Origin of the sequence: Variovorax sp. CCNWLW186, assembly GCF_037203865.1 — a bacterium.
Lineage (GTDB): Bacteria > Pseudomonadota > Gammaproteobacteria > Burkholderiales > Burkholderiaceae_C > Variovorax.
The window spans coordinates 261,238-287,650 of sequence record NZ_JBBCBO010000001.1 but is presented as its reverse complement, the minus strand read 5'-3'; the positions used below and the strand labels follow the sequence as shown (position 1 = coordinate 287,650).

Sequence of the window (26,413 nt, the reverse complement as noted above, 5' to 3'; positions counted from 1 at the left end):
AGCGCGTTGACCCTCCCGGTCAACGCGCTTTTTTCATGGGCGTTCGACGATACGGATCGCCCGCCCCTCGGCCGCGCTCCGCTGGCCGATATCGAGCAGTTCCATCAGCGCGACGGCCTGCTCGGGAGGCACCGGATTCGGGCCATTGCCAAGGATCGCATCGCGCACCGCAGCGTAGTAGTCGACGTAGTTGCCGGCCCGCGTGGGCCAAACGCGGCGCTGCGGCTCCCCGCCATCGCTGCCGGGCACCACGAGTTCGCCGTCTTGCGGGTCTGCGCCCCACCCCGCCATGGGCGGCCGCTGTCCGGCGCGCAGCGCGTCTTCCTGCGGATCGACGCCATGCTTGATGTAGCTGCCGCGCGTGCCGTGGACGATGTATCGCGGCGCCGCATGGGCCGCGAGCGTCGTGGCGTGGAGCACCACGCGCAGCGGGGCATGCGGGCCGCTTTCGTAGCGCAGCACGGCATGAAAGTAGTCTTCGACCTGCGCCCCGTCTCGCAGCGCCGCGGTGTCGAGCTGCAGCGAGTCGGGCTTTCCGAACAGCTGGGCAGCCTGGTCGACCAGGTGCGCGCCCAAGTCGACCCACAGGCCGGCGCCGGGCACCTTCTGCTCGCGCCAGCGGTCGCGCACCTCGGGGCGAAAGCGGTCGAAATGCGATTCCAGGTACACCGGGCGGCCGAGCTCGCCGCTGGCCAGCACGTCCTTGAGCGTGAGGTAGTCGGCGTCGAAGCGCCGGTTCTGGTAAACCGCCAGCACCCGGTTGTTGCGCCGGGCCAACAGCTCCAGATCCCGGGCCTCGGCCACATCGAGGGTGAAAGGCTTGTCCACCACCACGTGCTTGCCGGCCTCCAGCGCCGCCTTGGCAACCGGATAGTGCAGCGCATTGGGGGTGGCGACCACCACCAGGTCGATGTCCGGCCGGGCCACGAGAGCCGCCACGTCGGGCACCACGGCTGCATTCGGCCAGTCGGCATTGACTTTTTGCGGCTGCGAGCTGGCCACGGCCGCCAGTTCGAACCCCGGAACGGCCGAAAGCACGGGCGCATGGAAGGTCTGGCCGGCAAAGCCGTAGCCGACGAGGCCGGCGCGCAAGGTTCTGGAGGTCATCTACGGAGGCCTTTCGCTCGAAACGGCCAGTATGCGATAATCGACGGCTCCGCGAAAAGTGCGGCTGGGCGTTTTGCCCGGCGCTTCCCCAAGGAACAGCTTGCCCTCTGCCGGCACGCTTGTGGCTCTCGCATCGACCCCAAAGGAAACACCATGGCAAAAGAAGGCATTCACCCGAATTACCGCGAAGTTCTGTTCGTCGACATGTCGAACGGCTTCAAGTTCGTGACCCGTTCGTGCGCGAACACCAAGGAAATGGGCAAGACCGACGACGGCCGCGAACTGCCGCTGTTCAAGCTCGACACCACGAGCGAATCGCACCCGTTCTACACCGGCACGCAAAAGTCGGTCGACAACATGGGCGGTCGCGTCGAGAAGTTCCGCAACCGCTTCGGCAAGACGACCGGCGCTGCTTCCAAGTAAAGCACGCGCTTTCGCACTGAGGGCAGCCCGGTTTACCGCGCTGCCCTTTTTCTTTCCCAAAACCGCCGTTCGCTCATCTTTGTGAATCAACCCACTCCTGCGATCGTTGCCCAGAGCGCCGTGCGCCGGTTGCCGCGCATTGCGTTGCTGTTGTTATGCGCCGCCTACCTTCTGCCGGGCCTCGTGGGACGCGGCCCGTGGAAGAGCGCAGACATCACGTCGTTCGGCTACATGGCCGAGCTGGCGCGAACCACCGAAGGCATTGCACGCTGGTTCGACCCCATGCTGCTGGGCCTGCGGCCTGAAACGCCAGCGCTCATTCCGTACTGGATCGGCGCTTGGGCCATCAAGATCGCGCCCTCGTGGCTGCACCCCGACCTGGCCGTGCGCATCGTCTTTGCGCTGATGCTCTGGGGCACGTTCACCGCCACCTGGTACGCGGTTTACTACCTTGCCCGCACCTCGCGGGCCCAGCCGGTGGCCTTTGCCTTCGGCGGAGAGGCACGCCCCACCGACTACGCACGCGCCATCGCCGACGGCGGATTGCTGGCGCTGATCGCCTGCCTGGGCCTGGCCCAGCTCGGCCACGAAACCACGCCGGCACTGGCGCAGCTGTATTTCGCATCGCATCTCTTCTACGGCGTGGCCGCGTTGCCATACCGCCGAGTCGGCCCCGTTATCGCGCTGATCGTCGGCACGGTCGGCATGACGCTGAGCGGTGGTCCCACGGTCGGGCTCGCACTGGCGATCGGTAGTGCGCTCTTCATGGCCTACGAGCGGCGCACCGCGCGCAAGGCCGACACAACGACCGACGAAGGCCCCGGCTACACGCGGGGCGCGCTCGCGACGATGATCGCAGTCGCTCTGGTGGCCGCGGCGCTGGCCGTGGGCCTCGGGTTGCTCGAATGGAAAATCCAGCTGCCGGGCAGGCACCCGAGCAGCACCTCCGTGCTGGGCGACGTGCGCAGCCAGGCCAAGCTGCTGGTGTGGTTCACCTGGCCGGTGTGGCCCCTTGCCATCTGGACGCTCTGGCGCTGGCGGCGGCAACTCACCGCGCGCCACGTGGCGCTGCCCTTCTGGTTTGCGCTGGTGCCGCTGGCCGCCACCTGGACCACCGATTATTCCGACCGGTCGCTGCTGCTGGCGCTGCCCGCGTTCGCCACGCTGGCGGCCTTCGCGCTGCCGACCTTCCGGCGCAGCGCGGCGGCGCTGATCGACTGGTTCAACGTGCTGTTCTTCAGCGGCCTGGCCGTGCTGGGCTGGGTCTACTGGATCGCCATGCAGACCGGCGTGCCGCCCAAGCCGGCCGCCAGCGTGGCACGCCTGGTGCCAGGCTTCGTGCCCGAGTTCTCTATGGTTCCGTTTGTCCTGGCGCTGGCCGCAACCATCGCCTGGTGCTGGGTGGTGCGCTGGCGCACCGGGCGGCACCAGGCCGCGCTCTGGAAAACGCTGGTGCTCCCTGCCGGCGGCACCGCGCTGTGCTGGATGCTGCTGATGACGCTCTGGTTGCCCTCCATCGACTACGCGCGCAGCTACGTTCCGCAAGTGCGCGCGGTGGCCGAACGGGTCGGACAGCCGAGCTGCGTTGCCGAACTGGCGCTCAGCCGCGCGCACATTGCGGCCCTGCAGCACCATGGCCGCTTCAACCTGCAGCCGCTGCTGCTTGGCACCAACTGCCCGTGGCTGCTGGTCAGCCCCGAGACCATCGAGCGGCTGCACACCATCATTCCCCTGGAGCAATGGCGTTTCAGCGGCACGCTGCGCCGCCCCAGCAGCGCGACCGACGACCTGCTGCTCTATCAAAAGATCGCACCGTAGCAAGTGACCGGCGAAAGAGGTCTGATCGCGCGGCACGCCGGCACGGTGCTGGTCGGCCAGCTGGCCGTGATGGCATTCGGCGTGACCGACACTATCGTGGCCGGGCGCTATGCCGAAAGCGCCCTCGCCGCGCTGTCGGTGGGCGCGGCCGTCTTCATCAGCGTGTTCGTCTCGCTGATGGGCGTGCTGCAGGCGCTGCTGCCGGTGTGGGCCGAACTGCACGGCGCCGACCGCAGGAGCGAAGTCGGCCGCTCGGTGCGGCAGTCGCTTTACCTGAGCGCCATCACCATCGCGATCGGCATGGTGGTGCTGCTGTTCCCCGGCGCCGTATTGCGCTGGACCCAGGTGCCTTCCGACATGCGCGCCGGCGTGGAGGCCTACCTTGCGGTGCTGGCCTTTGCGCTGCCGCCTGCCCTGCTTTTCCGCTTGTTCAGCACGCTGAACCAGAGCCTTGGCAAGCCGCAGGTAGTCACCTGGCTACAGCTCGGCTCGCTGTTCGTGAAGCTGCCGCTGTCGATCTGGTTCACCTTTGGCGGCGCGGGCCTGCCGGCCATGGGCCTGGTGGGCTGCGCCTGGGCCACGCTGTGCGTGAACTGGGCGATGCTGGCCTGTGCGGCATGGCTCCTGCGCAGCAGTTCCTTCTACAAGGACTACCGGCTGTGGGAACGCATCGAGGCACCCGACTGGCGGCAGATCCGCCAGTTTGCAAGCCTTGGCATTCCCGGGGGTTTGGCGGTGCTGGTGGAGGTGACTTCGTTCACCTTGATGGCGCTGTTCATCGCTCGGCTCGGCACGGCCGCGGCAGCAGCACACCAGATTGCCTCCAACCTGCTGGCGGTGGCCTACATGGTGCCGCTTTCATTGGCTATTGCCACCAGCGCGCGCGTGAGCTTCTGGCTCGGCGCCGGCCATGCGGCCAAGGCGCGGCGCGCCTGCCGCATGGGGTTTGAGCTCACCGCCCTCTGCGCGCTGTTCTTCGCGGGGGCCATGGTGGCCCTGCGCTTCAAGCTGGCCCACGTGTATTCGGACAACCCGGCCGTGGTCGCGATTGCCGCGGCGTTGTTGCTGGTGGTGGCGCTCTATCACTTTGCCGATGCGTTGCAGACGCTGTGCGTGTTCGTGCTGCGCTGCTACCGCGTCACGCTGGCGCCGCTCGTCATTTACTGCACGCTGCTGTGGGGGCTGGGCCTTGGCGGCAGCTATCTGCTGGCCTACCGCGGATTGGGGCCTTGGCCCGCGATGCAGTCGCCGCTGGCGTTCTGGCTCATGGGCTCGGGCGCGCTCGCGGTCACTGCCGTGCTGTTCGGCGCCCTGCTGCGGTGGACGATGCGGCGTTCACTTCGCTAGCAGCCGCGCTTCCCGTACCCGGTTCGCCGGAAAAACCAGCGCAAAGCGGGAGCCCTTGCCCACTGTGCTCTCGATGCGCAGTTCAGCCCCGTGTCGCTGCGCAATGTGCTTGACGATGGCCAGCCCCAGCCCGGTGCCGCCAGTCTCGCGCGAGCGGCTGCGGTCGATTCGGTAGAAGCGCTCCGTCAAGCGGGGAATGTGCTCGGCGGCAATGCCGGGGCCGGTGTCGCGCACCGCGTATTCACCGCGCCCGTCGGGCAGCCGCCGCCAGGTCACCGCCACCTCGCCGCCGCCGGGTGTGTAGCGAATGGCGTTGGTCAGCAGGTTCGACATGGCGCTTTGCAGCTCGGTCGGCGCGCCCGAGATTTCGGATTCGGCCTCGATGGTGAAGGAAAGCCGATGCCCCTGCGGCACCAGCCGCCCGGACAACCCGCGCCCTTCGTCCTCGCACTGCGCAAGCAGCGCGCGAATGCGGATCCACTGGCTGCCCGAAGGCGGCGCGCTGCCTTCAAGGCGCGAGAGCGTCAGCAGGTCGTTCACCAGCGTTTCCATGCGGTGCGACTGCTGGCTCATCAGCGAGAGATACCTTGTGCGCTCCTCCGCATCGAGCGGAAGGTTCTGCAGCGTTTCGACAAAGCCGGCCAGCACCGTGAGCGGCGTGCGGATTTCATGCGAAACATTGGCGACGAAATCGCGCCGCATCGCCTCCGCCTGCTCTACCGCGGTGATGTCGCGCGTGAGCAGCATGCGGCGGTTGCCGGCATAGGGGTGCACCTGCACCGAGAGCCGTACCGGATGGCTGCGCTGCTGCGCCTGGCCATGGCCCGAGGCATCGATGACGACGTCGCGGCTGTAGTTCCACGAGGCCAGGTAGGCCACGAAGGCCGGGTCGCGCACCAGGTTTGCAAGGTGCTGCAAGAGGTCGCGCTCGGCATTGATGCCGAATTGGGCGGCCGCCGTCTGGTTGCACCATTCGATGCGGCCCTGCTCATCGAGCAGGATCACGCCATTGGGAGACGCCTGGATGGCCGCCAGAAACTCCTGAAGGCGCTCTTCGGCCTGCCGGGTCTGCTGCTCGCGCTCGCGCAGCAGCTTGCGGATGCGTTCCGCGAGCTCGCCCCATACGCCCGCGCCGCGCGTCGGCAGGCCCGAGGCGTTGTTGCGCAGCACCCTCAGCAGGCGCTCGGCTCGCCATGCGTCCAGCGCGAGCCAGAGCACCGCGCCCAGCCAGGCGCCCAGCCATCCGAACTTCCAGCCAAAAATGGCTGCAGCGCCCAACCCCAGAACGATGGACGCTATAAGAAAAGTAGCAATACGGAAAGGCATGGCGCGCGATTATCCGCGCCCGCGGTCGATGAACACCGCGCTCTTCAAACCGTGACTTGGGCAGTCAGGCGATAGCCGGCACCGCGCACGGTTTCGACCATGGGCGCCGCGGCGCCCAGCGATTCGCGCAGGCGCTTGACGTGCACGTCGACCGTGCGTTCCTCGATGTAGACATGGTCGCCCCAGACCTTGTCGAGCAACTGCGCGCGGCTGTGCACGCGCTCGGCATGCTGCATCAAATACGCCAGCAGCTTGAACTCGGTCGGGCCCACCTTGAGCGCATTGCCCTGCCAGGTGACGCGATGCGTGGCGGTGTCGAGCGCGAGCTCGCCGATTTCAACCCGCTCGGTCACCACCTCGGGCGCACGGCGGCGCAGCACGGCGCGGATGCGCGCGAGCATTTCCTGGGTGGAGAACGGCTTGGTGATGTAGTCGTCGGCACCCGCGTCCAGGCCGGCCACCTTGTCGGGCTCGTCGCCGCGCGCGGTCAGCATCAGGATCGGGATTGCCTTGGTGCGTGCGTCCTTGCGCCACTGGCGGGCGAGCTGCAGGCCGCTCTGGCCCGGCAGCATCCAGTCGAGCAGGATCAGGTCCGGCAAAAAAGCGTCGATCTCGCGCTGGGCTGCGGCACCGTCTTCCGACCAGATCGGCTCGAAGCCGTTGTGGCGCAGGTTGACGGCGATCAGCTCGGCGATCGACGACTCGTCTTCGACGATCAGGACTCGGGGTTTCTTCATGCTTTCTGGGGAGTCTGGCGCTCGTTGTTACTGCAGCGCCGATTCGATTTCCTGCATCGAAGTGTGCCGCACATCGGCGCCCTTGACGATGTAGATGATGAACTCGGCGATGTTCTTGGCGTGGTCTCCGATGCGTTCGATGGCCTTGGCCAGAAACAACAGGTCGAGGCTGGCCGAGATGGTGCGCGGGTCTTCCATCATGTAGGTGACCAGCTTGCGCACGAAGCCGTCGAACTCCTTGTCGATCAGGTCGTCGTCCTTCAGGATCGACAGCGCGGCGGCCGTGTCCAGGCGCGCGAACGCGTCCAGCGCGGTGCGCAGCAGGCCCGAGGCCAGGTCGGCGGCAATGCGCAACTCGTTCGAGGGCAGCGCGCGGGCCGAACCGCTCTCGATGATCGACTTGACCATGCGTGCGATCTTGTTGGCCTCGTCGCCCACGCGCTCGAGGTTGGCCGTGGTCTTGGAAATGGCGATCAGAAGGCGCAGGTCGCGCGCGGTCGGCTGGCGCCGCGCGATGATCGACGACAGCTCGCGGTCGATCTCGATCTCCATCGCGTTCACGCGGTGCTCGGTTTCCATCACGCGGTCGGCGGCTTCGGGGTCGAACTGCAGCAGCGCATACACCGCCTGGTGGATTTGCGCCTCGACCATGCCGCCGAGCTCCATCACGCGCGACGAAACGCCGTTGAGTTCGCTGTCGAACTGGCTGGAGAGATGTTTTTCAGTCATGTGTGCCTCCTTGGCATCAGCCGAAACGGCCGGTAATGTAGTCCTCGGTCTCCTTGCGCTGCGGCTTGAAGAACATCTGTTCCGTCGCGCCGAACTCGATCAGGTCGCCCAGGTACATGTACGCGGTGTAGTCGCTGCAGCGTGCGGCCTGCTGCATGTTGTGCGTCACGATGACCACGGTGTACTCGTTTTTCAGCTCGGCAATCAACTCTTCGATCTTCGCGGTCGAAATCGGGTCGAGCGCGGAGCAAGGTTCGTCAAGCAGCAGCACCTCGGGCTTGATGGCGATGCCGCGTGCAATGCACAGGCGCTGCTGCTGGCCGCCCGAAAGGCCCGAGCCGCTTTGCTGCAGCTTGTCGCGCACTTCGGTCCAGAGCGCGGCCTTCTTCAGGGCCCACTCGACGCGGTCGTCCATTTCGCTGGCGCTCAGGTTCTCGAACAGCTTCACGCCAAAGGCGATGTTGTCGTAGATCGACATCGGGAACGGCGTGGGCTTCTGGAACACCATGCCGACCTTCGCGCGGATCAGCGCCACGTCCTGCTTGGACGTGAGCAGGTTCTCGCCGTCCAGCGCAATGGTGCCTTCGGCGCGCTGCTCCGGGTAGAGCTCGAACATGCGGTTGAAGGTGCGCAGCAGGGTCGACTTGCCGCAGCCCGACGGGCCGATGAAGGCCGTGACCTTGTTCTCGGGAATCTCGAGGTTGATGCCCTTGAGCGCGTGGAACTTGCCGTAGTAGAAGTTCAGGTCCTTGACCGAGATCTTCGAGCGCGACGGTTGTGCGACAGTGTTTGGCATGGTTGCTACTTCTTCTTGAATCAGAGTTTGTTGCGCGTGAGAACGCGCGCCAGGATGTTGAGGGCAAGCACGGCCACGGTGATCAGGAACACGCCGGCCCAGGCCAGCTGTTGCCAGTTTTCGTACGGGCTCATCGCAAACTTGAAGATCGTCACCGGCAGGCTGGCCATCGGCTGGCTGATGTCGGCGGTCCAGAACTGGTTGTTCAGCGCGGTGAAGAGCAGCGGCGCGGTTTCGCCGGCAATGCGCGCCACGGCCAGCAGCACACCCGTGACCACACCGGCACGCGCGGCGCGCAGCGTGATGCTCAAGATCACCTTCCACTTCGGCGTGCCAAGTGCATAGGCCGCTTCGCGCAGGCCCGGCGGCACCAGCTGCAGCATGTTCTCGGTGGTGCGAATCACCACCGGAATCACGATCAGCGCCAGCGAGAGCGCACCCGCAAGCCCCGAGAAGGTCTTGAAGTACGCCACCACCACGGCATACACGAACAGGCCGATCACGATCGACGGGGCCGACAGCAGGATGTCGTTGACGAAGCGCGTCACCGACGAGAGCCAGCCCTTGGGGTTGTACTCGGCCAGGTAGATGCCGGCCATGATGCCGATCGGCGTGCCCACGAAGGTGGCCAGCGCCACCATCACGAACGAGCCGAAGATCGCGTTGGCGATGCCGCCCGCCTCGTTCGGCGGCGGGGTCATTTCGGTGAACGTGGCAAGCGCCAGGCCGCCAAGGCCCAGGCGCAGCGTTTCCCAAAGAATCCAGATGAGCCAGAACACACCGAACATCATCGCGGCGAGCGACAGCGTGAGCGCGATCTGGTTGACTCGCTTGCGCGAGGCGAACTTGGCCTGGCGCGTTTCGGCAAGTGCCTTGGCGCTCAGCAGGTTTTGGGCAGTGCTCGTATTCATGACTTGGTCCCTTCGCTCTTCTTCATCTGGGCCAGCAGCACCTTGGAGAGCGTCAGCACCACGAAGGTAATGAAGAACAGCACCAGGCCGAGGTACATCAGCGCGGCCTGGTGAAGGCCGGCGCCTGCTTCGGCAAACTCGTTGGCAAGCGCCGAGGTAATGCTGTTGGCAGCCTCGAACACCGACAGCGAATTGAGCTGGTTCATGTTGCCGATCACGAAGGTGACCGCCATCGTCTCACCGAGCGCCCGGCCAAGGCCGAGCATGATGCCGCCGATGACGCCGGCCTTGGTGTAGGGCAGCACGACCTTCGAGACCACTTCCCAGGTCGTGGAGCCGAGGCCGTAGGCCGACTCCTTGAGCAGCGGCGGCGTCACTTCAAACACGTCGCGCATCACCGAGGCAATGAACGGAATGATCATGATCGCGAGGATGATGCCGGCCGACAGAATGCCGATGCCCACCGGCGGGCCGGACACCAGGGCGCCGAGGTACGGCACGCCGGCAAGCAGCTTCTGCAGCGGCTGCTGCACCCAGGTGGAAAGAATCGGGCCGAACACGAGCAGGCCCCACATGCCGTACACGATGGACGGCACCGCGGCAAGCAGCTCGATGGCCGTGCCCAGCGGGCGCTTGAGCCAGCTGGGCGAAAGCTCAGTCAAAAACAGCGCAATGCCGAAGCTCACCGGCACCGCAATCACCAGCGCGATGATCGAGGTGGCCAGCGTGCCGTAGATCATGACCAGGCCGCCGTACTCGTTCTGTACGGGGTCCCACACGCTGCTGGTGAGAAAGCCCAGGCCGTATTTCGAAATGGCGGGCCATGCGCCGGCGATCAGCGACAGCAGGATGCCGATCAGCATCGCGAGCGTGAGCAGCGCGGCGCCCTTGGCGGCCCAGCCGAACAGGCGGTCGGCCATGGGGCCGGAGCGCGGTGCCTTGGCGGGCGGTGGAGCAGTGGCGCGGCCACGCTCGGCAGCGAGGTCGAGCGCGGATGCGGAAGCAGGAAAAGTGGATGACACGGGTCGCTCCGGCAAAGACGAATGCGGCGCATCCTGGAGCGGTGTACTGCTCATGGATGCGCCGTTCTGGGCTGGGTGGGTGGGTTGCTTACTTGAACGCGACCGGCTTGCCCGATGCGTCCTTCACCTCACCCCATGCCTTGGCAATCGTGGCCTTCACCGTATCGGGCATCGGCACGTAGTCGAGCTCGTCGGCGGTCTTGTCGCCGTTCTTGTAGGCCCAGTCGAAGAACTTCAGCACGGTGGTGGCGTTGGCGGGCTTGTCCTGCGCCTTGTGCAGCAGGATGAACGTCGCGCCGGTGATCGGCCATGCGCCCTTGTCGGCCTGGTTGGTCAGCACCTGGTAGAAGCTCTTGTTCCAGTCGGCAGCGGCGGCAGCGGCCTTGAAGGCCGTGTCTTCCGGCGAGACGAAGTTGCCGGCCGCGTTCTGCAGCTGGGCGTACGTCATCTTGTTCTGCTTCACGTAGGCGTATTCGACATAGCCGATCGAGTTGGGCAGGCGGTTCACGAAAGCGGCGACGCCTTCATTGCCCTTGCCGCCCGCGCCGGTGGGCCAGTTCACGGCCGTGCCTTCGCCGACCTTGCTCTTCCACTCGGCGTTGACCTTGCTCAGGTAGTTGGTGAACAGGAAGCTGGTGCCCGAGCCGTCGGCGCGGCGAACCGGTGCAATGGCGGCGTCCGGCAGGGCCAGCGAGCCGTTCAGCGCCTTGATGGCCGGGTCGTTCCACTTGGTGATCTTGCCCAGGTAGATGTCGCCCAGCACCTGGCCGTTGAGCTTCAGCTCGCCCGGCTTGATGCCAGGAATGTTGACCACGGGAATCACGCCGCCGATGACGGTGGGGAACTGCATCAGGCCCTTGGCCTGGAGCTCTTCGTCCTTCAGGGGGGCGTCGGAAGCGCCGAAATCGACCGTCTTGGCTTCGATCTGCTTCAGGCCGGCACCCGAGCCGACCGACTGGTAGTTGATCTTGACGCCGGTGCTCTTGTTGAAATCGGAGGCCCACTTGGCATACAGCGGTGCCGGGAAGCTGGCGCCGGCGCCGGTCACATCTTGTGCGAAAGCGGGAACATGGGCGAAGGCCGCGGCCACGAGGCCGGCAGCTGCAAACTTGAAAGTCGTTTTCATAAGGCTTCCTTTTTTAGAAGTAAGAAGTAGTCCCTTTCGGGCTTGGGACGGACTCTAGAAAGCTTGTGTGACATCGGTGTGACACCCCGTCATAGAGGGAAAGGCCGCCTTTGCGCAGGGAGTTTTTGTGACGCTGTCACGGAACCGTCATGCACGGTCTCTAGCCTTCCAACCCTCTCGGCGACGCGACCGGGGCGGCGCGCCAGGCCATGGCGCTACGATCACAGCCCCGCCCTCTTCACTACAAAATGCAAAACGGCACCCGCCTCGCAGCGGTCGATCTCGGTTCGAACAGCTTCAGGCTGGAAATCGGACAGGTCGACCACGGTCAGATTCACCGCACCGAATACCTCAAGGAGACGGTGCGCCAGGGCAACGGCCTGGACAGCGCCCGCAACCTCACGCCCGAGGCCATGCAGCGGGGCTGGGACGCGCTCGCCCGGTTTGGCGAGCGGCTGGCCGGCTTCAAGCGCTCGCAGGTACGCGCCGTGGCCACCCAGACGCTGCGCGAAGCCCGCAACCGCGAAGAATTCCTATTGCGCGCACGCACCATCCTGGGGTTCGGCATCGACGTGATTCCGGGTCGCGAGGAAGCCCGCCTTATTTACCAAGGCGTGGCGCACATGCTGCCGCACACCGACGCCTCCGACCGGGAGCGCCGCCTGGTGGTGGACATCGGCGGGCGCTCGACCGAAATGATCATTGGCCAGGCGCTCGAGGCCGAGCTCATGGAGTCTTACCGCGTTGGCAGCGTCGCCTGGTCGATGAAGCACTTTGCGGAAGGCCTCTTCACCCCCGCCGCATTCCGCGCCGCCGAGGTGGCCGCCAAGGCCGTGCTGGACGATGCGCTTTCAAGCTACACCCGCGACCAGTGGGACGTGGCCTACGGCGCCTCCGGCACCATCGGCGCGGTGGGCGACGTGCTGGCCGCGGCCGGCGGCGAGCCAGGGCTGATTACCCGAGACGGGCTCGACTGGCTCGTCGACCGCCTGCTCAAGGCCGGCAGCGCCGACAAGCTGCGCATCGACGGCATGCGCGAAGACCGCAAGCCCGTGATCGGCGGCGGTGTGAGCGTGCTGCGGGCGGTGTTCGACCTGCTCGGCATCGAAGAAATGAAAGTGGCCCAGGGCGCGCTTCGCCACGGCGTGCTCTACGAGTTGCTGGAACGAGACGAAGGCGTGGCCGATTTGCGCACCGCCACCGTGGCGCGGCTGGCCACCCGCTTCTCGGTCGATGCCGCCCAGGCCAAGCGCGTGGGCGACACGGCCGCCGCGCTGTTCGTGCAACTGGCGCCGGCGGCACGCGGCGGCAGTTCCACCAGCCGCGCCGGCCGGGCGCTGCGCAAACTGGGCTGGGCGGCGCAGCTGCATGAAATTGGCACGCTGGTGTCGCACAGCGACTACCACAAGCACGGCGCCTACATCCTGGACAACACCGACGCGCCCGGCTTTGCCGTGAACGAACTGCACGCGCTCGGCCAACTGGTCCTGGGCCAGCGCGGAAAACTGCGCAAGCTAGAGGCGGCGCTGGACGACGAGACCTTCGTGATGCAACTGCTGTCGCTGCGCCTGGCGGTCATCCTCTGCCACGCGCGCCGCGACCCCGATCCTCAGGCGCTGCATCTTGCGGCGTTGGGCGCCAGGGCTTTCACGATTGTCTGCGCGCCCGACTGGGCCGATGCCTACCCCCAGTCCGCGCACCTGCTGCGCGAAGAAGTGCTGGCCTGGCAGAAGACCAGCAACTGGCGCGTGGAACTCAACGGCGCCTGAGCCCGTTCACTTCGCCTCGAGTCCGGCGGTGCGGGTAGCTTCCGCGCTGGCCATGCGCGACGACTCGTCTTCGCCGAACATGCCGGCATAGGCGGTGTGGAGAATCTCGGAAAGCCCCTGCCGCAGGCCGTCCTGGGCCTTGGCGTTCTCCTGAAGCAGGCCGTCGTAGGCCAGGAAGGCCGGCTCCTCCATGTCGGAAGTGTGGGTCGTCTGGTAGAGAACGGCCTGCTGCTCGTTCTTGAGCGACTGCTCGATCGCCACGAAGGGCTTGAAGCTCGACGTCATGTCAGGCGCCGAATAGATCGTGGTGACCCGAACCACCAACGTGCTGTAGCCGGGCGTGGGCTGGAAGCCGGCTGCGTGCAGCTGCGCGAGCTCGCCGTCCACGCGTGGCGCGGGCGTCAGCTTGACTTCGCGGCCCCCGGTACGCAGCCGCGCCGCCAGCTGCTCGGCGAATTGCCGGTTGAGCGACGCCGCCCCGCTGTTCTTTACGGCGGCCGTGAACTCGAGGGTGCGCCGCTCCATGCGACTGGCCTTCGTCACCCGGGTGCCGACCTCGACCCCGAGCGCCACCAGCGTTCCGACCGGCCCGAAAACCCCAGCCCATCCGATGATCGCGGAGCCGCCGCCGTCCATCACCGTGAGCTGGTCCTGTTCGTTGTAGACGAGTTCGATCTTCGAGATCGACCGGGTGGCGTCGTGGCGAACCTGCGGCGCAGGCTCGGGCGTGCTCGTGGCGCATCCGGCCAAGAGGGCTGCAGCAGCCAACAGGGAAACGAGCGCTTTCATAGGGCATCCGCGGTGAAAGACGGCTGCAACAGCCCTCGCCACCTGGCGCCCGGAAATCCGCGGCACACAAGGCACTTGCTGCGCAATCGCCTTGTGGTTGTAAGTTATGGATGCAATTTGTGACTAAATGCATCTGGCGCGGCCATTGTGCCTACATATGGCTGCCGTGCGGCCCGAATTTGGCCAATTAGTTTACAGTTTTGGGCAAATTTTCTGCTCTCGTCACCGTCAGAGAAGCTCGGGCGACTGAACCGTGACCACGACGGTCTGCACGTCGCCGTCGCGCTCGCGCGTTCGAATCCACCACAGCGCGCCCTTGCGCACCGGGCAGCTGTCCTGCTTGAGCCCCAGCAGAAGCGAGATCGCCTGCCCCACCGAGGGCTGGTGCCCGATCATCAGCACCACGGACTTTCCGTTGGGCCAGCCCGCCGCCCCCAGCATGGCCTCGGCCGTGGTGTCGGGCGCGAGTTCGGAGCGCAGCTTGTATTTGCGGCCGAGCGCGAGCGCGGTCTGCTCGCAGCGCCGCGCGGGGCTGCAGATGATGCGGGTGCCGTCGGGCAATTGCCGGTCGAGCCAGCTTGCCATGCGCTTGGCCTGCTTCTCGCCGCGCGCGGTAAGAGAGCGCTGCAGGTCGTCGCAGCCCTCGGTCCAGTCCTCGGCTTCGGCATGGCGCCAGAAGATCAAGTCCATGCTCATCGTCTTTCGATGGTCAGTTGCTGGATGCATCGGAGTGATGCCCTCGCGATGCATATCGATTCATGAGCGCGGTCTGTGCGCCGTGCGCCTCGACGGCGCGAGAAGCACCCGCCTCGCCGCGATGGGTGTCGTGGTCGACGCGCGTGTAGATCCCGTCGCCGCCAAGATCCCATGCGTCGCGGCCGTCGTGCAGGTAGGCCACCAGGCATTCGTCGATCAAGCGCTGGCGAAGGCTCGGATCGGTGACCGGCCAGGCCAGTTCCACGCGCCGCATCATGTTGCGGTTCATCCAGTCGGCGCTCGAGAGGTAAAGCGACTCTTCCTCGCCGCTGCGGAAATAGAAGACGCGCGAGTGCTCCAGGAACCGTCCGATCACCGAGCGCACGCGGATGTTGTCGGTCAGCCCCGGCACCTGCGCCGGCAGGGTGCAGGCGCCTCGCACGATGAGGTCGATCTTCACGCCCTTCTGCCCCGCGCGCATCAGCGCGGCAACCAGCTGGTCGTCGGTCAGCGCATTCATCTTGGCGACGATGCGCGTGGTCTCGCCGGTTGCGGCTGCCAGGCTCAAGGCATCGATCTGCGCAATGAGGTTCTTGTGCAGGTCGAACGGGGCCAGCCACATGCGGTTGAGCTTGGGCAGGCGGCTCTGGCTTGCCAGATGGACGAACACCGCTTCCATGTCGGCCGTCAGCAGCGGATCGGCCGTCAGGTGGCTGATGTCGGTGTAGAGCTTGGCGGTGCGCGGGTTGTAGTTGCCCGTGGAAAGATGGCCGTAGCGGCGCATCTGCTTGCCCTCGCGGCGCGTCACCAACAGCATCTTGGCGTGCGTCTTCAGGCCCACCACGCCGTACACCACCTGCGCGCCAATCGACTCGAGCATTTCGGCCCAATTGATGTTGGCCTCTTCGTCGAAGCGCGCCTTGAGCTCCACCACCACCGTCACTTCCTTGCCGCGGCGGACGGCCTCGCGCAGCAGGTCCATCAGTTCCGAATCGGCACCTGTGCGGTAGATGGTCTGCTTGATGGCCAGCACCTGCGGGTCTTGCACCGCCTCTCGCAAAAAGGCGAGCACGCCGTCGAAGCTTTCGAAGGGCTGATGGATCAGCACATCGCCGCGCTGCAGCCGCTCGAAGAACGACTGCGCCGGAGACAGCGTGACCGGGTACGAAGCCGAGTAAGGCGGAAAGCGCAGCTGCGGCTCGTCCAGCAGGTCGATCAGTTGCGTGAGCCGCGCCAGGTTCACGGGGCCGTGCACACGATAGAGCGCCTGCGGCGGCAGGTTGAACTGCGCCAGCAGAAAACTCGCGAGCGACTCGGCGCAACTGGCCGACACCTCGAGCCGCACGGCCTGGCCGTAGTGGCGGTGCTGCAGCCCTTGGCGCAACGCGGTGCGCAGGTTCTTGACGTCTTCCTCGTCGACCGCAAGATCGGAATGCCGTGTGACACGGAACTGCGAGAAGTCGCCCACCTCGCGGCCCGGAAACATGCTCGACAAATGTGCGCGCACCACGCTCGAAAGCGCCACGAACAGCGTCTTGCCGTCGGACACCTTGGCCGGCATGCGAATGACGCGCGGCAGCACGCGCGGCACCTTGACGATCTGGATCGGGTTTTCGCGCCCGAATGCGTCCTTGCCGCCAAGCCGCACGATGAAGTTGAGCGACTTGTTGGCCACCTGCGGAAACGGGTGTGCCGGATCGAGCCCCACCGGGATCAGCAACGGGCGCACTTCGCGCTCGAAATATTCGCTGACCCATTTGCGCTGCGCCGCATTGCGCTCCCCGTGCGAAATGATGTGGATGCCGTGCTTGGCAAACGTGGGCATCAGCTCGTCGTTGTAGAGCGCGTATTGGCGGCCCACCAGCGTGTGGGCAGCCTCGGCCAGGCGCTCGAACGACTCGGTGGTGTAGGTGCCCTTCTGGTCGCTGGCGCTGCTGGCGATCAGGTGCGGTGCGGCGCGGACCTCGAAGAATTCGTCGAGGTTGGATGAAACGATGCACAGGTAGCGAAGGCGCTCGATGAGCGGCACCTCGGGCCTGTGGGCCCAATCGAGCACACGCTCGTTGAATGACAGGATGCTGTGATCGCGGTCGAGCAGCGTGAGCGCCGATGCCGCGACCTCAAGTGTCCGGTCAGCGGTAGCAGATTGCATGGGCACTGATTCTGGGGCAAGGGGCACGGGAGCACACGTAGGCGGAAATATGACAGTTTCGTCCTTGTTTGTGACGTTTCCGTGACGCTCCTGTGACGTCGATTGGCCAGTGCCCGGCTCTCCCGAAGCAGCCGAAGAAGCAGATGGCCGGGCAGCGGGCCGGGCGACCGCTGGTTTCATGCGCCCAGAAAGTGCTTGCGGTAGCGCGCCGGCAAGTCGTCGATGCGCATCAGCATCGGCAGGTCCGCGGTGTTGAAATCCGGGTCCCATGCGGGAGCACCCAGCACCTTGGCGCCCAGGCGCAGGTAACCCTTGATGAGCGCGGGCGGCTCGACGTCGAGCGCGCTGTCCAGGCGCTCGACCGGCAGCGGCAGCCTTGGCTGCACCTGGTACTGGATCGGCGCCATGTGGCTGGCCGACAGCTGGCGCCAGATACTGGCGGCCGCATCGCCGTTGGTCACGCCGTTGTGTGACATGGGAATGCTCGCGCAGCCGATCATTGTGTCGAGCTTGTTGCGATGCATGAAGCCCGCCAGCGCGCCCCACAGCGCAAGAATGACCCCGCCCTGGCGGTGATCGGGATGCACGCAGCTGCGGCCGAGCTCCACCATGCGCTCGCGCAGGTCGCGCAGCCGGGTCAGGTCGAACTCGGTGTCGCTGTAGGTGCTGCCCACGCGACGGGCCTGGGCCGGCGTGAGCACGCGGTAGGTGCCAATCACTTGCTGCGTGAGCTCGTCGCGCACCAGCAGGTGCTCGCAGAAGTCGTCGAACAGGTCGATGTCGTGCCCCGCCAGCGGCGTGCTCACGCGTGCGCCCATTTCGCCGACGAACACTTCATAGCGCAAGCGCTGCGCGGCGCGCACGTCATCGAGGTGGCGTGCCCAGCTCACCGTGATGCCCTGCTTGGCATCGACGACCGGCGGCACCAGAACCGCGGCGGGCGCCTCCGGCACCGACGTGCGCGCGGCGTTTGCAACGGCAGGGACGGGCCACAAGGCGGCGCGCAGTCCGATCTGCGACAGCGGAAACGTCGGATTGGGCAGTTCTTTCATTGGGAACCCTTTCTGCCGATGGAGTCTCTGCACTCGCGGTGAAACCGGCATGTCAGCGGCATGGCATTTGCATGACGGTGTTACAGCGTGTTTGGGCCCTGTTTCGGGGCCGCCCCATTCGGCCCGCAAGGCTGTCTAATGCGGTGGGTCGCGACACTGGAGTTTCTTTAAATGGCCACAGACGCAAGCAGCAATTTCGACAACCGCCTTCACCAGACCTTTCCCGTTCTCAGCGATGCCGAGATCGCGCGCATTGCGCGGTTCGGGACGGTGCAGCGATTCGCGCGCGGGGAACGGCTCTTTACCGCCGGAGAAACAGGCCCGGGCATGTTCGTGCTGCTCAAGGGCGTGGTGGCCATCACCCAGCGCGACGGCCTCGGGCATGTGGTGCCCATCGTTCGCCAGGGGCCGGGCGAGTTCCTTGCCGAGGTGGGCCAGCTGAGCGGCCGCCCTGCCCTCGTCGACGGCCATGCAGACGAAGAAGTCGAGGCGCTGGTCGTTCCGCCGCCGCAACTGCGCGCGCTGCTCGTGGCCGAAGCGGATCTTGGCGAACGCATCACCCGCGCACTGATCTTGCGGCGCGTGGCGTTGATTGAATCGGGCGCGAGCGGGCCGGTGCTCATCGGCAAGCCAGAGTCGCCCGACATGGCGCGGCTCGAAAACTTTCTGCGTCGCAACGGCCACCCCTATCACCTGGTCGATGCGGCGGAAGATCCCGACGCCGCGGCGCTGCTCGAACAGTACGGCACCTGCAAGCTGCTGGCCGTATGCCCCGACGGCTCGGTCCTGGTTAACCCGGCCGAAGATGCACTGGCGCGTTGCCTTGGCATGGTGGACACCGCCGAGCGCGATGAGCTGTTCGACGTGGCCGTGGTCGGTGCCGGCCCCGCCGGCCTGGCAACCGCGGTGTACGCAGCGTCTGAAGGCCTGCACGTGATCGTGCTCGACTGCCGCGCCTTCGGCGGACAGGCCGGCGCCAGCGCGCGCATCGAGAACTACCTTGGCTTTCCGACCGGCATCTCGGGGCAAGCCCTCGCGGGCCGGGCTTTCGTGCAAGCCCAGAAATTCGGCGTCGAGATGCTCATTCCGGTGAAGGTCACCTCGCTGGACTGCACCCGCAACAACCCGATGGGCAGCCTGCGCATTGCACTGGCCGACGGCCGCACCATCAATGCGCGCACCGTGGTCATTGCCAGCGGCGCGCGCTACCGGCGGCCCGATGTGCCACGGCTGTCCGAGTTCGAAGGCCGGGGCATCTGGTACTGGGCATCGGCCATCGAAGCAAAGCTTTGCTCGCAGCAGGAAGTGGCGCTTGTCGGCGGCGGCAACTCGGCCGGACAAGCCGCGGTGTTCTTGTCGCGCCACGCGGCCAAGGTCAACGTGCTGGTGCGCGGCCCTTCGCTGGCGGCCAGCATGTCGCGCTACCTCATCGACCGCATCGAGGCCACGCCCAACATCGAACTGCATCCGCACACCCAGTTGGTCAAGCTGAACGGCGGCTCCGACGAAGGCCTGACCGGCGCCAGGTGGCGCTGCCAGACCACCGGGGACGAACACGACTGTGCGGCCCGCAACATCTTTCTCTTCGTTGGCGCCGAGCCTGAAACCAGCTGGCTCGAGGGCTGCGGGGTTTCGGTCGACAAGCACGGCTTTGTGCTGACAGGCGACGCGGCGAGCAGCGGCTTTCCGGCACGGCCCTCCACCGCGCTCGAATCCAGCGTGCAAGGCGTGTTTGCCGTGGGCGACGTGCGCTCGGGCTCGGTCAAGCGCGTGGGCGGCGCCATCGGTGAAGGGGCCGCGGTGGTGGCGTTGATTCACCAGCACCTGTCGTCCAGCTCGGCCGTTGCCTGAGCGGCTTCGCAACGCGGTGGCGCGGCGCACCGCAATTCCCGGCGCTGCACGCATTTGAATGGCCGCGTATATGCTGCCTGCCTCGAATCACAACCCGCAAATCACAACCCGCATATCGGAGCGCTAGACATGCCCGCATCGCCCATCGAGGTTTATTCCTGGCCCACGCCCAACGGCCACAAGATTCACATCATGCTGGAGGAGTGCGGCCTGCCGTACAACGCCCGCCCGATCAACATCGGCAAAGGCGACCAGTTCGCGCCCGACTTCCTGCAGATCAGCCCGAACAACAAGATTCCCGCCATTACCGACCCGGACGGGCCGGACGGCAAGCCGATCTCGCTTTTCGAATCGGGCGCCATCCTTGTGTACCTGGCGGGCAAGACCGGCAAGCTGCTGCCCAAGACCGACCGCGAACGCTACGACGTGCTGCAGTGGCTCATGTTCCAGATGGGCGGCGTGGGGCCCATGCTCGGCCAAGCGCATCACTTTCGCATGTATGCGCCTGAAAAGATCAGCTACGCCATCGAGCGCTACAGCAACGAAGCCAAGCGGCTCTACGGCGTGATCGACAAGCAGCTGTCGAAGAACAAGTTCATTGCCGGCAAGACCTATTCGATTGCCGACATCGCCATCTTCCCGTGGCTGCGCAGCTGGGACAAACAGGGCATCACCCTCACCGACTACCCACACCTGAAGGCCTGGTTCGACGCGATTGCCGCACGGCCCGCCGTGCAGCGCGGCGTGAAAGTGCTGGCCGATTTGCGCCAGCCGATCACCGGCGACAAGGAACGCGAGATTCTTTTCGGCAAGACTCAGTACGAGAAACGCTGAGAGCACCGATATTCAAGCTAGAATGGAAGGCTTGTCGGGGTGTAGCGCAGCCTGGTAGCGCATCTGGTTTGGGACCAGAGGGTCGAAGGTTCGAATCCTTTCGCCCCGACCAAGTTTCTTCTGTATCTTTCATTTTTGCTTCTGTCCGGCCCGGAATCTGCCCGTAGCTCAGTTGGATAGAGCACCTGCCTTCTAAGCAGGTTGTCGGGGGTTCGATCCCCTCCGGGCAGGCCAATCTCCCTCCTCTCTCTAGCCAAAGCGGCTCGGCCGCACTCGCGGGCGCCTGTCTGAAACCGAGGCAACAGCCTCAATGCGCATGCGCCTGGGGCGCTGCTGAAGCCGGCCGTTCGGGAACCGTTACCAAAACGGTCTCGCTGGTCAGAATCTTGTGCGTCGGGTCTGCGACCTCGATCAGCATCTTGTGCACGCCGGGTGTGAGCCCGACGACGATGATCGGGTCCGCACTGGTGTGCGCCCAGGTGCCCGGCCGGTCATCGACCGTCACATGAAGGTGGCCGACACGCGGCGACACGCCGCGTGCGCCCTCGCCGAACACCGGGATGACGCGCACGTTCTCGGTCCGGTACTGAATGATCACGACTCCCCGCGCCAGTGCCTCGGGCAACGGCGGGTACACGACCAGCTTTGCTAGCGACTCCGACGCGATCGGAAGGATCGGCGCGGGGCGCCCGAGGTCCGTCGCGGTCTCGCCCCCTGCATGGAAGGAAGTCAGGGTGAGCGCGGCAAGCGCTGCGGCGGCAAAGAGGGACAGTTTCATGAAGCTTGGGAGAGAGAGCGGTACATCGACTGAACCGGTCTCACCCGGGTCTTATGCGATGAGTGGATTGAATCGACGGCTTGTATCTCCGGTGTGTCGTGGACCCGGGGATTTGGACGCTCATGTATCCGGATCGCCATCCGACACATGGCCATACAGAAATCGTGAGTCACGGAAGGCGGTCGAGGTCTTGGCAGGTCTTGTAAATAGCGAATTCGGCTGACACTGGCCAGAGAGCCGCGATGATCCACTCGCTGGTCGACCATCAGGGGGCGCCATCGAATTCCTCCTTCCACCAGAGACAATGCCGTGAGTTCAGAAGCCGCCCCGCCTTCCCGATCAGACGCGACGGCGGACTCCGTCGCAGACCTGGAACCGCAGATCGCGTTTCTGGACAGCCTCGCCAGAACAACGCAGCCACTGAGCGATCCCGCGGAAGTCATGCAGATCACCGCGCGTTTGCTTGGAACGCATTTGGGGGTCAACCGGTGCGCGTACGCCGAAGTCGACGCCGACGAGGACCACTTCACGCTGACCGGGGATTTCAGCCAGGGCGTCGATTCCATCGTCGGCCGCTACACGTTCTCCCAGTTCGGGCTGGATTGCCTTCAGCTCATGCGCGCCAACCTGCCCTACGTGGTCCACGACATCGACACCGATCCGCGCGCGACCGGCATGGATCTGAGTGCGTATCGGCTCACTGCCATCCAGGCCGTGATCTGCGTTCCACTGCACAAGGACGGCCGCTTCGTGGCGGCCATGGCCGTGCACCAGCGCACGCCGAGACGATGGAACAAGCAAGAGATCGAGCTGGTCCAGCTGGTCTGCAGCCGATGCTGGGAGAGCCTGCAGCGCACCCGCGCCCACCATGCGATGCAGCTGACCAACGAGCGCTTGAACATTGCGTTGGCCGCGGCTGAGATGGGCGACTGGAGCTGGAGCGCGGCCACGGACGTGGTTTCCCTGTCGCCGCGCGCGGCAGCACTTTTCGGTGTTCCGGTTGCCCCCATCACCTGGCATGAACTGGCGCAACTCATTCATGAGGATGACAGGGAACGAACGCTTGGCGCTGTCCAGGCCAGCGTGCGCAGCGGCATGACCTATCGCGAGGAGTACCGCCTGGCCGGGAGCCGCCCGCCGCGGTGGCTGGCAGTCTGGGGAACGCCGCAAACCGATGATGCAGGTGCTGTCGCGGGCATCTTCGGTGTGGTGCAGGAATCCACGGCCAGAAAGCAGATGGAACAGGATCTGCGGGAGGCCGATCAGAAAAAGGACGAATTTCTTGCGGTGCTCGCGCATGAGCTGCGCAACCCGCTCGCGCCCATAGGCCTTGCCGCGCAGATGCTCAGGCAGTCGCCTGATCCCGCCACGCAGAACACCGCCGAGCTGATCCGCACGCAAGTCGTCCAGATATCGAGACTGCTGGACGACCTGCTCGACACCAGCCGCATCAAGACCGGTCGCATGACAGTCAAGAAGGAGCCTGTCTACGCGCGTACAGCGATCGATCTGGCGTTGCAAAACACAGGCCCCGAGCTGCGCAGACGGAGTCACACGGTGACCTTGCAGGTCGAAGACGACCTTGCGCTCCAGGCCGACCCTGTGCGTCTCGCACAGATCATCACCAATCTTCTGACGAATGCCGCCAAATACACCCGGGCGGGCGGGCGCATCCAGGTGAGTGCGTCGAGCGCCGGCGAGTTCTGCGAGTTCGTGGTCAGCGACAATGGGATGGGGCTGACGCCGCAATCGCTCGAGCGCATCTTCGAGATGTTCTCGCAAGAGGGTGCCGTGCTCCATCGGCCCGAGGGCGGCCTTGGCATCGGCCTTGCCCTGTCGCGTGCAATCTGCGCCGCACACGGAGGCAGCATCGTGGCGGAGAGCGAGGGCCTGGGAAAAGGCAGCCGCTTCGTCGTGCGGCTTCCCATCGGCAGCATCCCGCTGAAACCGGCGTTGGACAACGCGCCTCCTGTGCTCACCATCAGCGGGCGGCGCGCTGCAAGCATCGTGATTGCCGATGACAACGTCAGTGCCGTGACGCTCCTGGCCGAACTGCTGCGCATGGAAGGCCATCAGGTGCACGTCGCCACCGACGGGGCGCAAGCCCTCGCCATTGCGGAGGCGGTCCGCCCTTCGGTGCTGATTCTTGACATAGGCATGCCCAAGCTCACCGGGTATGAAGTCGCCCAGGCGGTGCGCCTTACTCCGTGGGGCCGGCAAGCCTTCCTGCTTGCTGCCACTGGATGGGGCCAGGAGTCCGACAAGGCACGGGCACGCGCCGCAGGTTTCGACGCCCACCTGATCAAGCCCTTCGATCCGATGGAGCTTTTGGACGTCCTCGAACGAAGAGTGGCAATGGCCGGCCAGGTCAGCCCCTAGTTCGCCGGCCGGCCCCTGCGCGCATGTTGCCAGCGGCTAGCGCCGATGGACCTGTCGCATCCTCGACAAGCTCATTGGTGCGGCCTTCTGCCCGCTGTGCTCAGGACGCCGCTGTTCCAAGCGCCGCGGCCAGTACGTCTGCCAGGCCGCGACCGGCGCTGCCGTCTTCATCAAGGCGAGGGTTGTAGATGGTGACCTCGAGGCCGACCGCCTTGCCGCTTGCCAAGGCAACGCGAAGCGCAGTCCCCAGTTCGTCCCACGACAACCCGCCCGGCACGCGAAAATCGACGGCCGGCATGATGGCGTCGTCGAGGCAATCGGCGTCGAGGTGGATGAAGAAGCCATCCAGCTCCTCGCGTGTCAGGTGGTCGACCGCCTGGCGCGCCGCGGCCTCGATGCCAATCGCGCGCACGGCGGGAAGGTCGATCGCCATGAGCGCTTTGGGGAGCGGCTGGCTTCCGTACTCCTCCTGATCCTTGTGATCGCGATACGCGAACGCGACCGCGTCTTCGGGGCGGACCAGGGGAGCGCGGCCTTCAATGCCGGTCAGGAGCGAGGGGCCGTGGCCGGTGACGAGGGCAAGGTCCATCGAGGCGCCCTCGCCATTGGGTTCCGCCTCGGGCTGGAAGAAATCGGCGTTGCCGTCGATGAAGAACAAACCGTAGCGGCCGCGCCGTTTAAACGCGAGCATCGAGCCCAGGATGATTGTGCAATCGCCGCCCAGCACGACCGGGAATTCGCGCGCGCCGAGCACCGCTTCCACCGCATCGGCAAGGCGGGGTGACCACGCCGCAATGGCCCTGGCATTCAGGACGCCGGTCGCTGGGTCGGGTACAGGGTACTTCGGCGGCACTGCCAGCCGCACGGCGCGCCGTGCACAGATGCGCTCGGCAAGGCCGAGACCCAGGAGCTGCTCGGGCAAGCGCTCCACTCCGTCCGTCGCCAAGCCCAGCGTGGAAGGGGCTTCGAGAATTGCATAGGGAAGTGTCGGCATGGCGCCTCCATAAGCGACTGCAATAACCGAGGATGCCGCCGGCTCGAGGTCCCGCACTGTGGCGGGTGCCGAAGGCAACCTCTACCAGCGCCGACAGGCATCCGCTGCAGTATGGCTCCGCGGCATGAAAAGCGGATGACTTGGCAGCAAGTCTGCGCGCCTTGTGAGTAACGGAACGAAACTCCGTCCCAAGCAAGCATCGGTCGCGTCTTCCACTCGTCATACACACGTCATCCATGTCGGGATCAATGGCGCAGCCAACCACTTGAAGGCCGCCTGTACGCGGCCGCCTGGACGCACCATGACCACTTCCACACACCCTGTTCATGTTCTCTTCCTCTGCAACAGCAATGCGGCACGCAGCCTGATTGCAGAGGCGCTGCTCAACCACCTCGGCAAGGGCCGCTTCGCCGCGTATTCCGCCGGCCATGAGCCCACGCCAGACGGCCAGCCCGATCCGCGCACCATCGAAGCGCTGAAGGGTGCCGGCCTGCCCACCGACGGGTTGCGCAGCAAGAATTGGGACGAGTACGGCCTGGCCTCGGCGCCGCACATGGACCTGGTCGTCACGCTGTGCGACGAGGCCGCGGGCGAAACCTGCCCGGTCTGGCCCGGGCAACCCGCCGCCGCGCACTGGTCGCATCCAGACCCCCGAGCGGACGACGCCGGCGGCGCCGAGGCTTTCGTGAAGACGATGCACGCGATTCGCAGACACGTGGAACTGCTGGTCAATCTGCCCGACGAGCGCATCGACCGCCTGGTGATCGAGTCCGAGGCTCGGCATATCGGCACCACCACCGGGGAGCAAGTCTCCCCTACCCCGTAGATCAGCCCGGAAGCCGGGTGTCGGCGAAGCGGCGGATCGGCTGCACGAAGCTGATGTCCGCGCCGTCGAGCACATCGCGTCCCTGGAGGCTTTCAAACCTGAGGCCAGTCTCGGCCTCGATGAACGACAGCGGGCGCTGCGAGGTGCCGAAGTCTTCCAGGTCACGCGCCACCCCTGAATCGAGGTAGATGCCCTGGCTCATCAGGTAGGCAATGGCGCTCAGCTCACCGGTCGCCTCGCTGATGAATGCGACGACCTTCCAGAAGTCGCGCGGGATCTGGATGCCGAATCTCTCGGCATCGTCCGTCCGGAGAATGGGCCCCGTGAAGACGCTGATGCGCTTGTCGTCGCCCTGGGCGTTGGCGAGGATGTAGTCCTCCAGGTCGCCCCACAGTCCGTCATTGAAAGGCTGCCACTGCGGGCATGCATTGGTTGCAAAGAAGGTGTCGATGTTGGCCCGCTGCGCGGTGGCCAGCGAGCCCCAGTTCGGGTCCTGCCGGCGCGTCATGTGGCCACGGGAAAACTTCTTGTCCTGCTCGGGGCCATAGGCTTCCCGCAGCATCTGATATTCCTTCTTGATGCGGCCGTCGTAGTTCCAAGTGTCGTGGCGCGGAACGTTCTTGGACTTGGACCCATCGACGTTGCAGGCGGAATAGAGCGGCACGCGGCGGGAAATGCACTGCACCGTGCTGAAGTGCTGGTACTTGAGCTCGAAGGAGCCGTCTTCGAGCGTGGCGATGTCGTCCATCGATATGGCGTCGCTCATCGAAGGCAGTTCCACGCGGTTGCCGTCTCCGAAGAAGTCCGGCGCGTAGCCTTCCCGGCCGCTGAAGAATTCCGGTGGCTTGGGCGTTGCGGCAACGCGCTGAATTCCGGCCCAGGAGTTGCTCACGACCTGGACGTCTGTATCGGACATGGGACTTCCTCTCCAAAAAACCGGCGGCCAACAGC

The 26,413-nt window shown here is 65.6% G+C and carries 23 protein-coding genes and 2 tRNA genes; 10 read left to right on the top strand and 15 right to left on the bottom strand.

The window, feature by feature from the left end; genetic code table 11:
- Positions 1-33 precede the first annotated feature (33 nt).
- A complete protein-coding gene (locus V9K97_RS01415; RefSeq protein ID WP_337315897.1) occupies positions 34-1,107 on the bottom strand; it encodes an oxidoreductase in 1,074 nt (357 codons plus the stop codon).
- Positions 1,108-1,260: 153 nt separating this feature from the next.
- Here V9K97_RS01415 and V9K97_RS01410 point away from each other — a divergent pair, with 153 nt between their 5' ends.
- The 3 genes from V9K97_RS01410 (at position 1,261) to V9K97_RS01400 (ending at position 4,695) form a co-directional block, all read left to right on the top strand.
- The gene (locus V9K97_RS01410) at positions 1,261-1,530 is read left to right on the top strand and encodes a type B 50S ribosomal protein L31 (protein ID WP_019653042.1); all 270 of its coding nucleotides are present in this window, start codon (positions 1,261-1,263) and stop codon (positions 1,528-1,530) included.
- Positions 1,531-1,611: 81 nt separating this feature from the next.
- Positions 1,612-3,348 carry a hypothetical protein gene (locus V9K97_RS01405; protein WP_337315896.1) on the top strand — a complete coding sequence of 579 codons (1,737 nt, stop codon included), beginning with the start codon at positions 1,612-1,614 and terminating at the stop codon, positions 3,346-3,348.
- A 3-nt stretch (positions 3,349-3,351) separates the two neighbouring features.
- Positions 3,352-4,695: an MATE family efflux transporter gene (locus V9K97_RS01400; RefSeq protein ID WP_337315895.1), complete on the top strand. Its 1,344-nt coding sequence runs from the start codon at positions 3,352-3,354 to the stop codon at positions 4,693-4,695.
- Here V9K97_RS01400 and phoR read toward each other — a convergent pair.
- From phoR to pstS, 7 genes are read right to left on the bottom strand one after another with little or no spacing between them, the layout of a single operon-like run.
- A complete protein-coding gene (gene phoR, locus V9K97_RS01395; protein ID WP_337315894.1) occupies positions 4,684-6,021 on the bottom strand; it encodes a phosphate regulon sensor histidine kinase PhoR in 1,338 nt (445 codons plus the stop codon). The genes V9K97_RS01400 and phoR overlap by 12 nt on opposite strands.
- 44 nt (positions 6,022-6,065) lie before the next feature.
- The gene (gene phoB, locus V9K97_RS01390) at positions 6,066-6,758 is read right to left on the bottom strand and encodes a phosphate regulon transcriptional regulator PhoB (protein ID WP_126746518.1); all 693 of its coding nucleotides are present in this window, start codon (positions 6,756-6,758) and stop codon (positions 6,066-6,068) included.
- Between the two features lie 27 nt (positions 6,759-6,785).
- Complete coding sequence (gene phoU, locus V9K97_RS01385; RefSeq protein ID WP_126746519.1) at positions 6,786-7,487, bottom strand: phosphate signaling complex protein PhoU; 702 nt, start codon at positions 7,485-7,487, stop codon at positions 6,786-6,788.
- A 16-nt stretch (positions 7,488-7,503) separates the two neighbouring features.
- Positions 7,504-8,283 (bottom strand): phosphate ABC transporter ATP-binding protein PstB, encoded by a 780-nt coding sequence (pstB, locus tag V9K97_RS01380; RefSeq protein WP_021007056.1) that lies wholly within the window; start codon positions 8,281-8,283, stop codon positions 7,504-7,506.
- A 20-nt stretch (positions 8,284-8,303) separates the two neighbouring features.
- Positions 8,304-9,194: a phosphate ABC transporter permease PstA gene (gene pstA / locus V9K97_RS01375; protein WP_126746520.1), complete on the bottom strand. Its 891-nt coding sequence runs from the start codon at positions 9,192-9,194 to the stop codon at positions 8,304-8,306.
- Positions 9,191-10,270 carry a phosphate ABC transporter permease subunit PstC gene (pstC, locus tag V9K97_RS01370; RefSeq protein WP_126746521.1) on the bottom strand — a complete coding sequence of 360 codons (1,080 nt, stop codon included), beginning with the start codon at positions 10,268-10,270 and terminating at the stop codon, positions 9,191-9,193. Before pstC ends, pstA begins: the two co-directional genes overlap by 4 nt.
- A 34-nt stretch (positions 10,271-10,304) precedes the next feature.
- Positions 10,305-11,342, bottom strand: a complete 1,038-nt coding sequence (gene pstS, locus V9K97_RS01365) for a phosphate ABC transporter substrate-binding protein PstS (protein ID WP_258505926.1) — start codon at positions 11,340-11,342, stop codon at positions 10,305-10,307.
- Positions 11,343-11,590: 248 nt separating this feature from the next.
- On the opposite strand from pstS, the gene V9K97_RS01360 reads away from it, so the two are divergent.
- Positions 11,591-13,111: a Ppx/GppA phosphatase family protein gene (locus tag V9K97_RS01360; RefSeq protein ID WP_258505925.1), complete on the top strand. Its 1,521-nt coding sequence runs from the start codon at positions 11,591-11,593 to the stop codon at positions 13,109-13,111.
- A 6-nt stretch (positions 13,112-13,117) separates the two neighbouring features.
- Here the strand turns inward: V9K97_RS01360 and V9K97_RS01355 are convergent, their stop codons facing one another.
- The 4 genes from V9K97_RS01355 to V9K97_RS01340 all read right to left on the bottom strand — a co-directional run bounded on the left by V9K97_RS01355 (position 13,118) and on the right by V9K97_RS01340 (position 17,800).
- A complete protein-coding gene (locus V9K97_RS01355) occupies positions 13,118-13,900 on the bottom strand; it encodes a hypothetical protein (RefSeq protein WP_337315893.1) in 783 nt (260 codons plus the stop codon).
- 228 nt (positions 13,901-14,128) lie between these two features.
- Positions 14,129-14,590, bottom strand: a complete 462-nt coding sequence (locus tag V9K97_RS01350) for a SixA phosphatase family protein (RefSeq protein ID WP_185868070.1) — start codon at positions 14,588-14,590, stop codon at positions 14,129-14,131.
- Between the two features lie 19 nt (positions 14,591-14,609).
- Complete coding sequence (ppk1, locus tag V9K97_RS01345; protein ID WP_258505922.1) at positions 14,610-16,748, bottom strand: polyphosphate kinase 1; 2,139 nt, start codon at positions 16,746-16,748, stop codon at positions 14,610-14,612.
- A 176-nt stretch (positions 16,749-16,924) separates the two neighbouring features.
- Positions 16,925-17,800: a GNAT family N-acetyltransferase gene (locus tag V9K97_RS01340; RefSeq protein WP_337295925.1), complete on the bottom strand. Its 876-nt coding sequence runs from the start codon at positions 17,798-17,800 to the stop codon at positions 16,925-16,927.
- A gap of 171 nt (positions 17,801-17,971) precedes the next feature.
- On the opposite strand from V9K97_RS01340, the gene V9K97_RS01335 reads away from it, so the two are divergent.
- The 4 genes from V9K97_RS01335 (at position 17,972) to V9K97_RS01320 (ending at position 20,719) form a co-directional block, all read left to right on the top strand.
- Positions 17,972-19,651 carry an FAD-dependent oxidoreductase gene (locus V9K97_RS01335; RefSeq protein ID WP_337295926.1) on the top strand — a complete coding sequence of 560 codons (1,680 nt, stop codon included), beginning with the start codon at positions 17,972-17,974 and terminating at the stop codon, positions 19,649-19,651.
- A 129-nt stretch (positions 19,652-19,780) separates the two neighbouring features.
- Entirely contained in the window at positions 19,781-20,485 is a 705-nt protein-coding gene (locus V9K97_RS01330; protein ID WP_258505919.1) for a glutathione binding-like protein, read from the top strand.
- Positions 20,486-20,520: 35 nt separating this feature from the next.
- Positions 20,521-20,597, top strand: a tRNA-Pro gene (locus V9K97_RS01325).
- 45 nt (positions 20,598-20,642) lie between these two features.
- A tRNA-Arg gene (locus tag V9K97_RS01320) sits at positions 20,643-20,719 on the top strand.
- A gap of 73 nt (positions 20,720-20,792) precedes the next feature.
- Here V9K97_RS01320 and V9K97_RS01315 read toward each other — a convergent pair.
- Positions 20,793-21,263: a DUF6130 family protein gene (locus tag V9K97_RS01315; protein ID WP_337315892.1), complete on the bottom strand. Its 471-nt coding sequence runs from the start codon at positions 21,261-21,263 to the stop codon at positions 20,793-20,795.
- Between the two features lie 309 nt (positions 21,264-21,572).
- Here V9K97_RS01315 and V9K97_RS01310 point away from each other — a divergent pair, with 309 nt between their 5' ends.
- Positions 21,573-23,642 carry a hybrid sensor histidine kinase/response regulator gene (locus V9K97_RS01310; RefSeq protein ID WP_337315891.1) on the top strand — a complete coding sequence of 690 codons (2,070 nt, stop codon included), beginning with the start codon at positions 21,573-21,575 and terminating at the stop codon, positions 23,640-23,642.
- A gap of 100 nt (positions 23,643-23,742) precedes the next feature.
- On the opposite strand, the gene V9K97_RS01305 is transcribed toward V9K97_RS01310, so the two are convergent.
- Positions 23,743-24,636 (bottom strand): arginase family protein, encoded by an 894-nt coding sequence (locus V9K97_RS01305; protein WP_337315890.1) that lies wholly within the window; start codon positions 24,634-24,636, stop codon positions 23,743-23,745.
- Positions 24,637-24,937: 301 nt separating this feature from the next.
- Between V9K97_RS01305 and V9K97_RS01300 the strand changes: the two genes are divergently transcribed.
- Positions 24,938-25,462: an arsenate reductase ArsC gene (locus V9K97_RS01300; protein ID WP_337295930.1), complete on the top strand. Its 525-nt coding sequence runs from the start codon at positions 24,938-24,940 to the stop codon at positions 25,460-25,462.
- A 1-nt stretch (position 25,463) separates the two neighbouring features.
- Here V9K97_RS01300 and V9K97_RS01295 read toward each other — a convergent pair whose 3' ends face one another.
- On the bottom strand, positions 25,464-26,378 hold the full coding sequence (locus tag V9K97_RS01295; protein WP_337315889.1) for a DNA/RNA non-specific endonuclease: 915 nt from the start codon (positions 26,376-26,378) through the stop codon (positions 25,464-25,466).
- Positions 26,379-26,413: the final 35 nt, after the last annotated feature.